At 39.7% G+C, this 13419-nt stretch carries 17 protein-coding genes; 1 reads left to right on the top strand and 16 read right to left on the bottom strand.

Annotation, left to right across the window (positions count from 1 at the left end; genetic code table 11):
• Positions 1 to 107: 107 nt before the first annotated feature.
• From panD to G6554_RS09505, 10 genes are all read right to left on the bottom strand, one after another.
• Positions 108 to 491 carry an aspartate 1-decarboxylase gene (panD, locus tag G6554_RS09550; protein ID WP_166241134.1) on the bottom strand — a complete coding sequence of 128 codons (384 nt, stop codon included), beginning with the start codon at positions 489 to 491 and terminating at the stop codon, positions 108 to 110.
• 34 nt (positions 492 to 525) lie between these two features.
• The gene (gene panC / locus G6554_RS09545; protein WP_166241132.1) at positions 526 to 1374 is read right to left on the bottom strand and encodes a pantoate--beta-alanine ligase; all 849 of its coding nucleotides are present in this window, start codon (positions 1372 to 1374) and stop codon (positions 526 to 528) included.
• Positions 1371 to 2207, bottom strand: coding sequence for a 3-methyl-2-oxobutanoate hydroxymethyltransferase (gene panB, locus G6554_RS09540; RefSeq protein ID WP_166241178.1), 837 nt, complete (start codon positions 2205 to 2207; stop codon positions 1371 to 1373). Before panB ends, panC begins: the two co-directional genes overlap by 4 nt.
• Positions 2208 to 2456: 249 nt before the next feature.
• Positions 2457 to 3431: a biotin--[acetyl-CoA-carboxylase] ligase gene (locus tag G6554_RS09535; RefSeq protein WP_166241130.1), complete on the bottom strand. Its 975-nt coding sequence runs from the start codon at positions 3429 to 3431 to the stop codon at positions 2457 to 2459.
• Positions 3419 to 4615: a CCA tRNA nucleotidyltransferase gene (locus G6554_RS09530; protein ID WP_166241128.1), complete on the bottom strand. Its 1197-nt coding sequence runs from the start codon at positions 4613 to 4615 to the stop codon at positions 3419 to 3421. Before G6554_RS09530 ends, G6554_RS09535 begins: the two co-directional genes overlap by 13 nt.
• Before the next feature lie 9 nt (positions 4616 to 4624).
• On the bottom strand, positions 4625 to 5752 hold the full coding sequence (gene bshA / locus G6554_RS09525) for an N-acetyl-alpha-D-glucosaminyl L-malate synthase BshA (protein ID WP_166241126.1): 1128 nt from the start codon (positions 5750 to 5752) through the stop codon (positions 4625 to 4627).
• 2 nt (positions 5753 to 5754) lie between these two features.
• The gene (gene bshB1 / locus G6554_RS09520) at positions 5755 to 6465 is read right to left on the bottom strand and encodes a bacillithiol biosynthesis deacetylase BshB1 (protein WP_207342926.1); all 711 of its coding nucleotides are present in this window, start codon (positions 6463 to 6465) and stop codon (positions 5755 to 5757) included.
• Entirely contained in the window at positions 6455 to 6874 is a 420-nt protein-coding gene (gene mgsA / locus G6554_RS09515; RefSeq protein WP_166241124.1) for a methylglyoxal synthase, read from the bottom strand. Before mgsA ends, bshB1 begins: the two co-directional genes overlap by 11 nt.
• 10 nt (positions 6875 to 6884) lie before the next feature.
• Positions 6885 to 7688, bottom strand: coding sequence for a 4-hydroxy-tetrahydrodipicolinate reductase (gene dapB, locus G6554_RS09510; protein ID WP_166241122.1), 804 nt, complete (start codon positions 7686 to 7688; stop codon positions 6885 to 6887).
• Between the two features lie 5 nt (positions 7689 to 7693).
• On the bottom strand, positions 7694 to 8038 hold the full coding sequence (locus tag G6554_RS09505) for a nucleotide pyrophosphohydrolase (protein WP_166241120.1): 345 nt from the start codon (positions 8036 to 8038) through the stop codon (positions 7694 to 7696).
• 191 nt (positions 8039 to 8229) lie between these two features.
• Here G6554_RS09505 and G6554_RS09500 point away from each other — a divergent pair, with 191 nt between their 5' ends.
• Positions 8230 to 9099, top strand: a complete 870-nt coding sequence (locus G6554_RS09500; RefSeq protein ID WP_166241118.1) for a YitT family protein — start codon at positions 8230 to 8232, stop codon at positions 9097 to 9099.
• A gap of 135 nt (positions 9100 to 9234) precedes the next feature.
• Here the strand turns inward: G6554_RS09500 and ypjB are convergent, their stop codons facing one another.
• The 6 genes from ypjB to G6554_RS09470 all read right to left on the bottom strand — a co-directional run bounded on the left by ypjB (position 9235) and on the right by G6554_RS09470 (position 13367).
• Entirely contained in the window at positions 9235 to 10020 is a 786-nt protein-coding gene (gene ypjB, locus G6554_RS09495) for a sporulation protein YpjB (protein ID WP_166241116.1), read from the bottom strand.
• Between the two features lie 62 nt (positions 10021 to 10082).
• Positions 10083 to 10679, bottom strand: coding sequence for a lipoprotein heptaprenylglyceryl N-acetyltransferase LhaT (gene lhaT / locus G6554_RS09490; RefSeq protein ID WP_166241114.1), 597 nt, complete (start codon positions 10677 to 10679; stop codon positions 10083 to 10085).
• A 74-nt stretch (positions 10680 to 10753) separates the two neighbouring features.
• Positions 10754 to 11530 (bottom strand): menaquinol-cytochrome c reductase cytochrome b/c subunit, encoded by a 777-nt coding sequence (locus G6554_RS09485; protein ID WP_166241112.1) that lies wholly within the window; start codon positions 11528 to 11530, stop codon positions 10754 to 10756.
• A gap of 42 nt (positions 11531 to 11572) precedes the next feature.
• Positions 11573 to 12247 carry a menaquinol-cytochrome c reductase cytochrome b subunit gene (gene qcrB, locus G6554_RS09480; protein ID WP_007084860.1) on the bottom strand — a complete coding sequence of 225 codons (675 nt, stop codon included), beginning with the start codon at positions 12245 to 12247 and terminating at the stop codon, positions 11573 to 11575.
• A 3-nt stretch (positions 12248 to 12250) separates the two neighbouring features.
• The gene (locus tag G6554_RS09475) at positions 12251 to 12760 is read right to left on the bottom strand and encodes a QcrA and Rieske domain-containing protein (RefSeq protein WP_166241110.1); all 510 of its coding nucleotides are present in this window, start codon (positions 12758 to 12760) and stop codon (positions 12251 to 12253) included.
• Positions 12761 to 12902: 142 nt separating this feature from the next.
• The gene (locus G6554_RS09470) at positions 12903 to 13367 is read right to left on the bottom strand and encodes a YpiF family protein (RefSeq protein WP_166241108.1); all 465 of its coding nucleotides are present in this window, start codon (positions 13365 to 13367) and stop codon (positions 12903 to 12905) included.
• Positions 13368 to 13419: the final 52 nt, after the last annotated feature.

Here is a 13419-nt window from a genome sequence, read left to right as displayed (position 1 = left end):
TCAAGTAAAAGATAATAAACCTATAATGATTTTAATTCTACCATTGTCTTAGTAAAAATTAAAATAGAAGAAGGGGACCCTCCCATAAAATGGGGGCCCCCTCTCCATTACATAATTGTAAGTGCCGGTTCTTGATAGATGAGTTCCTTAATTTGATTATTTTCATCCATAATCGCTACTTTTGGTGTATGAGTTTGAATCTTTTCCTCTGGGACAAGTGCATAGGAAATAATGATGACAATATCCCCTTCTTGGACAAGGCGTGCTGCCGCGCCATTTAAACAAATAACACCACTGCCTCTTTCTCCGGGAATAATATACGTTTCTAAGCGGGCACCATTGTTATTGTTTACAATTTGCACTTTCTCATTTGCTGTCATTCCGACCGCATCAATAATATCTTCATCTATCGTAATACTGCCAACATAGTTTAAATTAGCCTCTGTAACCGTTGCTCGGTGGATTTTTCCATTCATCATCGTCCGAAACAAGAGTATTCCTCCCCTGATGTCGCAAAAATTTTATCTAATCTATTTGAATAATGACATTGTCTATTAAACGAACTTTAGAGAATTTTACAGCAAGCGCTACGATAATGGTACCCTCTAATTTTTCCAATGATTTTAATTGGGGATACGATAGTATTTCAACATAATCAACTTGTCCGTTAGATCCTTGTGTAATCATTTCGGTAATCAGGTTCATTAGCATAGAAGGGTTCTGCTCACCTTGATCGATTGCATTTTTTGCTGTATGCAGGCTTTTATAAAGAATGGTTGCTTGTTGCCTCTCTTCCGGTAATAGATTAACATTGCGGGAGCTCTTCGCAAGCCCGTCCGCTTCCCGAACGATGTCTACAGCAATTAACTCGATAGGGAAATTAAAATCCGCGATTAATCCAGCAACGACAGCTACTTGCTGGGCATCCTTTTTTCCAAAATAAGCCCTTGTGGGTGTGATGATAGTAAATAATTTTGTTAGAATGGTAGCGACCCCGTCAAAATGCCCTGGACGCGACTCGCCGCATAATACATCTGTCCTTTCTTTTACAACAGCCTTGACTGAAGGAACATTTGGATACATTTCCTCTTCAGACGGATAAAAAATGTAATCTACCTTTTCTGCTTCCGCCAAAGCACGGTCACGCTCAAAATCACGAGGATAGCTTGAAAAGTCCTCTGTTGGCCCAAATTGCAGCGGATTGACAAATATACTTAAGACAATCAGATCGTTTTCTTTCCTTGCTTGAGAAACAAGCGTTAAATGGCCTTCATGGAGATACCCCATTGTCGGGACAAAACCAATCGATTTCCCCAACCGCTTTTGCAGCGACATTTCAGTTTGCATGTCTTTAATGGATGTAATGACCTTCATTGCTTGCCTCCATAAAGTACCTTCAGTTCATCTTCCTTCATTGTAAAAGAATGTTTATCTTCTGGAAATTGTTTGTTTTTCACATCTGCAGCATACGCTTGGATTGATTCAACCATGAATGGGTTGACCGCATGGTATTGCTTTACGAACTTCGGCACCCGGTCGACACCATAGCCTAAAATATCGTGATAGACAAGAACCTGCCCGTCCACATAAAGCCCGGCTCCAATACCAATTACAGGTATAGAAATCGCTCCGGCAACCTCTTCAGCCAATTGCTTTGGTACACATTCCAAGACAAGTGCGAAAGCGCCCGATTCTTCAATCGTTTTCGCATCTTCTATTAATTTTTTGGCTGCTGTTGCATCCTTACCCTGCACTTTATATCCGCCTAATACTCCAACAGATTGCGGTGTCAGTCCTAAATGACCACACACTGGGATACCTGCCTGTGTGAGCGCCGCGATTTTTTCGATTACTTCATCTGCCCCTTCAAGCTTAACTGCATGTGCCCCTGCCTCTTGTAAAAGCCTTCCCGCATTTAGTAATGTATCCTTAACGGATAAATGATAGGATAAAAATGGGAGATCGGTGACAATAAAGGTCTCTTTTGCTCCTCGTTTAACTGCTTTCGTATGATGTATCATATCCTCTATTGTCACAGGAATAGTAGAGTCATAACCGAGGACCACCATTCCAAGTGAATCTCCAACTAAAATGACGTCTACTCCACCTTGTTCCGCCTGTTTAGCCGACGGAAAATCGTAGGCAGTCAACATAACAATCTTTTCTCCATTTTCCTTCATTTTCAAAAAGTCCGTTGTTTGCTTCATCATTTTTCCCTCCTTAAAGTATGGGAGAGGTGATAAAACGAGTTTGCAAATCAAATAAAAAAGACCCTTCTGTAGGCAGAGGATCTTTGTTTCTCATTGCAAGTTCCATCCCTCTGTCCCGGTCCGATATTCGGATCTAGGCAGAAACCTTTTTAATTTTGATAATCGGTTTACAAAAAGGTGCAGTTCTTAAAAGATACTGCCCAAGAAAATTATATACAAATATTCTGATATGGGCAAGCACTGTTATCAAACCTCAATGTCTGCAGAATAAATATGGTGGACGACACCTGTCTCATCCTCCAATATTAATACCCCATCATCTGTTATTCCCAGCGCTTTTCCTTCAATAACATTTGTTAATGTTCTAGCTTTTAGAATTTTACCAATACTTACTGCGTAACCTTCCCATAAAAGCTTAATTGGAAAAAATCCTTGTTCTAAGTAAAGCATATACAATTTTTCAAAGTGCTTGAAAAAACTCCTAATCAAACCAGCTCGAGAAATCAATTCCCCTTTTTCAATCGAAAGGGAACTGGCCTTTTCTTGAAGTTCACTCGGGAAATCTTCCATCTTTTGATTTACATTAATGCCAATCCCAATAATGATGGAATGGATGCGGTCGGCTTCGGCATGTAATTCTGTTAAGATTCCGGTCACTTTTTTTCCCGCCAATAAAATATCATTAGGCCATTTTATTTCCGGTTGCAGTCCAGTTTCTTCTTCAATTGCATGAACAATGGCTACCGCTGTTAAAAGTGTCAGTTGCGGCGCCTTAGTGAGTTGTATATTCGGCCTTAGAATGAGACTCATCCATATTCCAGTATATTTAGGAGAATGCCATGTTCTGTTCATTCTTCCTTTCCCGGACAGTTGTTCTTCCGCTATAATAATAGTTCCTTCTGGAACATTCTCATTGGACAAACGTCCGGCAATAATTTGTGTGGATTCGACGCTTTCTTCATAGTAGATGTTCCTGCCAATCAAGCTAGTTTGCAAGCCTAGCCTAATTTCGTCTGCAGTAATTCTTTCAGGCGTTTTGACAACTCGATACCCTTTATTTCGGACAGCTTCTAATTCAAAGCCTTCTTTTCTTAATTCCTCAATATGCTTCCAAACCGCTGTTCTTGAGCAACCAATAAGGTCTGCAAGATGCTGTCCTGATAAAAAGGATTCACCCGCATTCGTAAAGGCATCGAGTAGTTTTATTCTTATTTCTGACACCTTAAGAGCCACTCCTTAATTGTATTCTTATCATTTTCTACTATTTCATTAATAACCGCCTGTTCAATTTCTAGCATGGTTTCCTTTAGCCATGGGCCACCCTGTTGATTAAACCATGCCATTAAGTCGACTCCTGAAACAGCGATTTCTGAGCGTTGCTTAATCGGGAGCTTATGATATTGAGCCATCCAGTATTGAAGTGATTCCACACCAGTTAATCCTTTAATCCTGTTGTATAGCCTTTCTGTTGAGGTAATGGTGTCACTGCCCGCAGAATATAAATCATAAATGGACCATTCTTGCTCAAGCCTTTTTTTAACAAAAAACAAGATTTGCTGAATATCTTTAATTTCTTTAAGCGGCAGCCGCCAATCCCTTAGAAACGGTCCAATTGATTTTCCCTCCACGTTTAAACAAAAAAGGAGAAATGACCACATTTCCTTTTTTGACAGTCCATCAACATCGAACTCTACTAATTTTTCAATTTGCTCCTTTTTATTGGCTAAACCCGGTAAATAAGTAAATACATTCGTTTCCAATAAAATTCTCAATCCGTTATTGCAGTTTTTCCCAACAAGTAGCTTTTCAAACTCTGCTCTTTTTCGTTCTACCGCTATATTTGTAAGTAATGGAACAAGATTTACCAAAGCCTGACGGGTTTCCTCTTCGATAGTAAAGGAGAGCTGGCTGACAAAACGTATCGCTCTCATCATCCTTAAAGCGTCTTCTTGAAAACGATTATTGGCAGAACCCACAGTCCTAATCACTTTTTCCCTGATGGCCAGTTGACCATTAAATGGATCAATAAGTGTCCCATAGCGATCCATTGCAATAGCATTCATGGTGAAATCTCTGCGCTGCAGGTCCTCCTGTAAATTGCGAATAAACGAGACCTCTTTCGGTCTTCGGTAATCCTGATACTCTCCCTCAGTCCGAAAGGTGGTAATTTCATAGGATTGCTGATTGAATAAAACGAGAACAGTTCCATGTTCGATTCCGATATCAACGGTTTTTGGGAAAATTTCTTTCACCTCTTCGGGTGTTGCAGATGTTGCAATGTCAACATCATTAATCGTTTTATTCAACAAATAATCTCTAACAGATCCACCTACAAAATAAGCCTCGTATCCGGCCTCTTCTAATCTTTTTAAAACAGGATTGGCTGATAAAAATGGTTCTTTCATCTTTTTCACCTAATTCAGCAGTTTATAATATATCTGCTCATATTGTTCAACGATTTGTTCAGCCTTAAATTTTGTATGAACGGTATTTACCGATGCTTGAGAAAATTGTTGATGCAGCTTGTTATCCGTCAAAAGTGAAATGGCCTTTTCTGCTATATCTCCAATATCAGATACTTCACAAATATATCCATTTACGCCATGTTGAATCACCTCAGGAATACCCCCGACATTCGTTCCAATACATGGGACACCACATGCCATTGCCTCGAGCGCAACGAGACCAAAGCTCTCTTTTTCCGACAATAATAGCTTGAGATCACTAATAGAATATAATTCCTCAAGATTTTCTTGTTTTCCAAGGAAGATAACTTGATCCTCGATCGATAGCTTTCTGACAAGTTTACAAACGATGGTCATTTCAGGTCCATCACCGACGAGCAGTAATTTGGCTGGCATAGCCGCAGCAATTCTTGCAAATGTTCTTACCACATCTTGTACCCGTTTAACCGCACGAAAATTTGAGACATGAATAATGACTTTTTCCTCTTCTTTAATCTCCAATTGCGTCTTTAAGTCAGCAGCATCCGTTTTTTGGTAGATTCGTTCATCAATAAAATTATAGACTGTTTCAATCTGTTTATCTGGATTGATGAGCTCATAAGTCTGATTAACTAAGGAATTGGAAACGGCTGTTACGGTATCTGATTTTTCAATTCCGAATTTAATCGCATTTGTTAATGATGGGTCATAGCCTAAAACCGTAATGTCCGTTCCGTGCAAGGTTGTAACAATCTTTATATCCTTGTTGGACATTTGCTTGGCTAAAATGGCACAAACGGCATGTGGAATGGCATAATGGACATGAAGAATATCCAAATTTTCCCGGTTGGCTACTTCAGCCATTTTACTAGCTAACGCGATATCGTAAGGAGCATATTGAAAAACAGAATATTGATTCACATCCACCTGATGGTAATAAATATTGTGGTACATTTTATTTAATCGAAAGGGGAGGCTTGATGAAATAAAGTGAATTTCATGCCCTTTCTCGGCAAGCATCTTACCCAACTCTGTTGCAACTACACCCGAACCACCTACAGTGGGGTAGCAGGTAATTCCAATTTTAAGTTTCCGCATCTTTATTCTCCTATCAAATCATGCTTCAAAAGGATTGGAACCTTCGCTTTGAAGCCCTCAGCATAGGTTACCCCGACCAACTTTCCAAACATTCTTTCCCTTGCTTCCACTGTTTCAATATAGCCATTCACAAGTGGGGTATCGAAACTTTGCTCCGATAATTCAAATTGGCTTTGATAGGCACGTAATGCCGCCAGTTTTTTATCGATGAATCCTGAAATATCAACAGTAAAATCTGGTGTATGAAAACCATTAATCATATAAAAATAAACTCTTTTTACTCGATGTGGGTCGGCACATCCATCCGTTTTAAACTTCCTTATCCCTGCAGAAAAAACAGCTTCTTCTACAAGCCTGGCACAATTCCCATGATCCGGATGGCGGTCCTCAAAATAAGGAGCAAAAACCACTTCAGGCTTGAGTGTTCGAATCACATCTGCAATCTTCCTTATGTACTCTTCATTTAGAAGTAATCCTCTATCGGGAAAACCAAGTGTAGTTCGTATTGATACATCTAAAATATCAGCTGAACGTGCAGCTTCCTCTTTCCTTATCATTACATTCCCATTTGAGGAAAGATCAGCATCTGTCAAATCACAAATCCCAATCTGTTTTCCTTGTGAAGCTAGTTTCGCGATGGTTCCAGCCATACCGATTTCTACATCATCAGCATGTGCACCAAAAGCGAGAATATGTAAACGTTTATCCTTCATTTCCCTCACCATTCTCTTTGACGACATTTCTCCATTCCATTAGACCCATTTCTAAACCCCTTATTAGCAATTCGGCAGAACCCATATTCGTAGCAAGAGGAATAGCATAGACATCACAAAGTCTGACAAGCGCCGTTACATCCGGTTCATGAGGCTGTGCCGTTAAGGGATCTCGGAAGAAGAAGATGGCATCCATTTTATTATTAGCAATCCTGGCGCCAATTTCTTGGTCGCCACCTAATGGACCTGATTTAAAACGAGTTACGTTTAATCCAGTTGCTTCAGTAATTCTTAAGCCAGTTGTTCCGGTTGCGAACAAAGTGTGCTTGGCAAATATCCCCTGATATGCCGTTACAAATTGGACTAAGTCATTTTTCTTTTGATCATGAGCGATTAAGGCAATATTCATAAACTGACTCCTAACCTAAAATATTTTCTAATCCGTAAACAAAGGTATTCTGGTTCATGACTGTTTCAACAGCGACTTTTACTCCTGACATAAAGGAGCCGCGGTGATAGGAATCGTGACGGACCGTTAGTGTCTGTCCATCAGAACCAAATAACACCTGTTGATGGGCGATTAGACCAGGCAATCGAACTGAATGAATATGCATTCCATCATGTTCTGCTCCTCTTGCCCCTGGCAAGGTTTCTTTTTCATTCGGATGCCCTTGTTTCTTGGCCTCCCTTACTGCTGATATCATTTCAGCAGTTTTTACCGCTGTCCCTGAAGGAGCATCAAGCTTTTGGTCATGATGCATCTCGATTATTTCTACATCGTGAAAATATTTTGCAGCCATTTGCGAGAACTTCATCATTAAGACCGCACCAATCGCAAAATTGGGAGCAATGATACAGCCAAGCCCTTTTTCCTGACAAATTTGCTCCAGTTCTTCCAAATCTCCCTTTGAAAAGCCTGTTGTTCCAACTACAGGACGAACATTGTATTCAAGGGCAGTTTTAGCATGGTGCATACCCACCTCTGGTGTCGTTAGGTCGATTAAGACATCTGCTCCTACATTTTGCAGGCAATTGTGAATATCTGTATAAATCGGTACATTAGATATGGCTTGAAAGCCTTCTACATCACTAAGCATCATACCATCATTCTTGTGATCAATGGCAGCAACCAGCTGGAAGTGTTCTGTATTGGTTGCTAATTTCACTGCTTCACTTCCCATGCGACCGCGAGGCCCAGCAATGATTATCTTAATAGGATTCATCTTCCTCACTCCATAATTTCTTTGTCTATTCTTGTCCAACGGTTTTTATCACGCGTATTAAATTTATTCATCACATAATCATGTGCCTCTTCCAAATCAATGTTTAAGGCGTTAGCAAAGCAAATAAGTACAAACAGGAGATCGCCAAGCTCCTCTTCAATCGCCTTTTCGGTCTCACCGGATTTCTTCGGTTTTTCACCATAATAATGGTTTACTTCTCTTGCAAGCTCTCCTAGCTCTTCCGTTAGTCTGGCAAGCATCGCCAATGGACTGAAATAACCTTCTTTAAATTGACTAATGTATGTATCGACTTCCGCCTGAAGATCTCTCATCGATTTCTGTTCGGACATAGATTTCCACCTCTTTTACCAAAACGGCCAAAATTTCTATTATTCCTTTTTTATGTTAGCTAAATTATGACGGATTTACAAATGTTTTTGTTTTCTTCACGCACTTTTCCGCTACTCATTGCTCTAGCACTATTAATTCGCTATAATAAAAACCGCCATAAGAGAGAAAATATGGCATAGGAGGAAGGCTCATGGTATTCGGACTTAAATTTAAAAATATCCTGTTTATCCTATTGGGAACAGCGATTATGTCATTTGGGCTAGTTAATTTTAATATGCAAAATAAGCTTGCCGAAGGCGGATTTACAGGTATTACACTCCTTTTCTATGGATTGTTCAAATGGGATCCATCCTATACAAACTTAATCTTGAATATTCCGGTATTTTTTATTGGGTGGAAGTTGTTGGGGAAAAACACCTTTTTCTATACCATTATCGGAACTGTTGGTGTATCAATTTTTCTTTGGATTTTTCAGCGTTATTCGATAGATATGCCGCTGCAGCACGATTTAACGTTAGCCGCCTTGTTTGCGGGTGTCTTCACAGGGATTGGCTTAGGTATTATTTTCCGTTTTGGAGGAACAACTGGGGGAGTTGATATTATTGCCAGACTTGTCCAAAAATATGCAGGATGGAACATGGGGAAAACCATGTTCTTGTTTGATGCTTGTGTAATCGTTCTTTCCCTTACATACATTTCCTACAAACAAGCAATGTATACACTTGTTGCAGTCTTTGTCGGCGCAAGAGTGATTGACTTCATGCAGGAGGGCGCATATTCTGCAAGAGGGGCAATGATCATTTCGGAAAACAATGCCCAAATTGCAGATAAAATTATGGAGGAAATGGGACGTGGTGTCACAGCACTGCGGGGGTATGGTTCCTATACAAAAAATGAACGTGATGTTTTATATTGTGTCGTTGCCAAAAACGAATTAATCCGCTTAAAAAACTTAATCACTTCTGTTGACCCGCATGCATTTATATCCATTTCAGTTGTCCATGATGTCCACGGCGAGGGCTTTACACTTGATGAAAATAAAATGCCGTTAACTGATTAGAAGAGCGAAGTACACTAGCCGATGGCGCCTGGAGCTGGACAATTCTCGAAGTTAAAATTAATAGTCTCTTATCTCATTAAAAAAGCAATGTCCACTTATGCATAGTGTGGACATTGCTTTTTTATCTTCAAACTATTAGTCTCTTGATCGGTTTTTTTTCTGATTTTTATCTCCTTGATACTTTCTCCAGCCTACATAAGATAAAGTCATGATAATAATACTTCCAGTTGAAATGATGACCCACCAAAGCGAAGGGTCTGCGTCATCCTCTTCCATATTGGCAAACAGACTTTTTAAATCTGTGTCTAGTGCACGCAGCTCTTGTTGACTCTTTGGATTTGTCATAATTTCAGATCGATACTCATTGATAAAATCAATCCGTGCATCTAATCTTTGAATATTTTCTACCGGTACATCTATTTTCATACTTGGATATATAACATTATATAACGATAAAAAGGTGTTAAAGTTTGTATGAAATTGAGCCGTATCACCATTTGTGGCTGCCGCTTTTGCCTGATGAAAAGCCGTCATGATTTGTTCTTCCATTTCAGTCCATAAAGGTTGATGACTCGTTGCTAATGCATCAATAACAAGACGAAACTTTGTTAGTTTATTTATTCTTTCCTCATATTTCATGTTGGCGCTAACAGCTGCTTCCATCGCTTCATCATGTGAGGTATGAACAATTCTAACCTCATCCATTGAAAGGGGTTTCGTTGTCCCCGTAATACTTGTAAATTGATCTGAAAAATAATCTAGTAATTTTTTTGCATCTTCATATCTTTGAAATTTTACCATTTGAAGAGCTTCATCGGAGATATCATCCAGCTTCTCCATTGGCGTTTGCTGTTCAGCATTTACAGGTATGGGAGTGAGCATAATGATAATTGCTAAAAAAAATAACCATCTGATTTTCAATCCTTGTCCCCCCTTTCATTACTAATAAAATGTATGTAGGGGTGGACAAGGTTAGACCATCTTCAAGTATTTATTTTTAGTTTAAATCTATTAGGCCTTATAACAAGGTAATAGGCAAGTCCGATCGAAAGAATGGATAGCCAGAAGGTAAAATAGCCGATTTGTGCTGTATATTGGTCAAGCATGTGGTAGCTTGGCAACATGAAAAAAACATAATCAATGACATCATTGTGAAGCGTCCATACCGCAGTAATGACTAAATGCCACCATTTAAACCGATAAAACGGTGCAAATAATAATCCTTGGACAGCCATAGCGAAATGAGAGAATATTAACATGTATCCTACCAAATCCAACTCACCGTTAACAAAATAAACAAGAATATTCATGACAACGGCCCATATCCCATATTTAAAAAGTGTAACAATCGCAAGTGCCTCCATTATCCGCCAGTTTTTCCGCAGTAAAAAAGCAATTAAAACAAAAACAAAAAATAAGCTGGCGGTCGGGCTGTCAGGTACAAAAGCAAGAAAAATGCCAGGGGTTTCCTTTAGCTGCCACCCGTACCAATAGTAACCATAGATTGTTCCGGCAATATTCACAATAAGCAACAGTTTTAGAATAGATCGGTTTGCTAAGAAAGGGTAAATTAAGCGCACTTATACACCTCTTTTCATCATTGACATTCATATAAAAAAAACTGACGATCTTTTCGTCAGCTTTTTTTGCCATTCTACTCTTTACCAAGGCCTGAGATAAATTCAGACAGTTTCTTCAGCTGTTCGTCATCACCTTTAAAGATTCCTGGTGGCATTTTGCCGCCTTTACCTTCTTTGGCAATTTTCGCCACTTCCTCAGCCGATAAGCCGGTTCCAATCAATGTTGGAGCTCCAGCGCCACCCTGAAAACTATCACCATGGCAGGTTAAACATGTATTATCATTAGCAATTTTATAACCTTCACTAGTTTTATCGATTTCAACCTTGGCGACAATTTTACCTTGGCGCTCTGCAGCAGCCCAGTCATGTGTTGCAACCGATTGCCAAGTTAAGAATACGATAGAAGCCAGTGCTAGAAGCATAAATCCAGTAGCAAGTGGGCGTTTTCTCGCACGACGTTCCGGTCCGCGATCAAGGAACGGTGCTAATAATAAACCACCAAAAGCTAATCCTGGCATGATCATAGCTCCTACAACCGTGTATGGCCCCGATGCATACGAATATTTCAACAATTGATACAAGAATAAGAAATACCAGTCTGGTAATGGAATATAGCCTGTATCAGTTGGATCCGCTATCCTTTCAAGCGGTGCCGGATGTGCCACTGTTAAACATAAAAAGCCGACAAGAAAAACTGCGCCTATCATCCATTCTTTTAAAAGGAAGTTAGGCCAGAATGCCTCTGTTTTACCAGGGTATTCTGAGTAATCTTTTGGGAGCATTCGTTTGCGTGATTCAGGTGCTGGAACACGAGAGTCACCAACGAACTTCATACCTTTTCCGCGATGCATTGAGCAATCCCCCTCCTTTTTCCGTAGAGATAAAAACCTGTTTTATAGCGGTCCAGAAATACCTTGTCTACGAATCATAATGAAGTGCGCTGCCATTAATCCAAATAAGGCTGCCGGTAAAAAGAACACGTGGATAGCAAAGAAACGGGTTAATGTTTGTGCCCCTACTATATGTTCATGACCTGCAAGTAAGACCTTGACATAGCTGCCAATAAATGGTGTTGCTTCTGCAATCTGCAGACCAACTTTTGTTGCAAACAACGCTTTCATATCCCAAGGTAATAAGTAACCCGTGAAACCTAATCCTAACATGACGAAGAAAATGAGAACTCCGACAATCCAGTTCAATTCACGAGGCTTTTTATAAGCACCTTGGAAAAAGACGCGTAATGTATGTAAAAACAACATTACAAGTACTAAACTTGCACCCCAGTGATGCATACCACGTACAATTTGTCCAAAAGCAACTTCGTTTTGAAGATAATAAACAGATTCCCAGGCGTTCTTAATATCCGGTACATAGTACATGGTTAAAAACATACCTGAAAGAATTTGAATGACTGTTACGAAGAAAGTCAGACCGCCAAAGCAGTAAACAAACGCACTAAAATGATGCGCAGGGTTAACATGCTCGGGTACTTCATGGTCTGCGATATCGCGCCACAAAGGCGTAATATCTAAACGTTCATCTACCCAATCGTAAATTTTGTTTAACAATGATTACGCCTCCTTCCGTGGTTCAGCTTTACCTAAGTATAGGAAACCATCTTTTTCCTTGAATGGATATACATCAAGTGGTGCCAGCGGTGGTGTACCTGCGATGTTTTTACCATCCTTCTCATACCGGCCATAGTGACATGGACAGAAGAATTGACCCGGATGTTCCTTATCGGTATTCCAGTTAACCGTACAGCCTAAATGTTTACATACAGGTGATAGGGCTACAATTTTATCTGTCTTATCATCACGATAAACCCAGGCAGTATTGGTTACTTCTGACTCATACCATGCATCCTTTTGTTTGAAGGTAAAGTCAACTCGAACCGGCTCAGCTGTTAAGTCTGAAACCTTTTGCTTTGTTGCGATGAAATCACCGCCTGCTTCTGCCTTTAAAACTGGATCTACAGCAAAACGTACCATCGGCATTAACATTCCGGCTGCCATAAAACCGCCTACACCAGTTAATGTGTAGCTTAAAAATTGACGTCTTGAAACGCGCTCTTTACTCATGCTTATCCCCCCCTCTTTTCACGAAGTTAAGTCCAGCGGACAATTTATTAAACACATATAAAACTAGGACATAACAATGATATATCAATCTGCATGTAAGGTCAATATCATACTATTTTAAAAACATATAATCTGAAGAATTTTACTCATTTTCATGCCACTTTTGTGTAAAAAGGATGAGAAGCTGTTTTACCTGGCTATCAATCATCTCCATTTTTTGGGAATCATTCATCTGCTCTAGCGGCAGGGATGGAAGCCATATTAATGAGCCGCCTAACTTCTGTTCGTGTGTACGCCAATCAAGCTCGGATGTTATGTAAAATATATGCTTACATTCACTATCGCTAATATCTCTCTCCCATTTCAACAAATCACTCATTACTTTTTCATTGTCTCCATTTTTCAGATAAGTAAATGGGGGGAATAATAATATTCTTCCTGTAAACTGCCTTTCTAGATGGCTTGTTAATAGTGTGATAAATTCAGCGTTTGCCGCCGATTGCTTCATCTCACCCCCGACTGAAACCGAATATAATGGAACAACAGCAGTATCCACATACTCCTTAGCATTTAGGTATGTCTCTATATCTTTAGGAATCCACTTCATTTTATACACCAATCCTTTTTCTTAGCTAGTCCAATCATATCATTATCTTCAA

It is taken from the genome of Bacillus sp. MM2020_4 (assembly GCF_011250555.1).
Lineage (GTDB): Bacteria > Bacillota > Bacilli > Bacillales > Cytobacillaceae > Neobacillus.
Note: the sequence above shows the minus strand (reverse complement) of the source record. Positions and strands in the feature narration are given on the sequence as shown.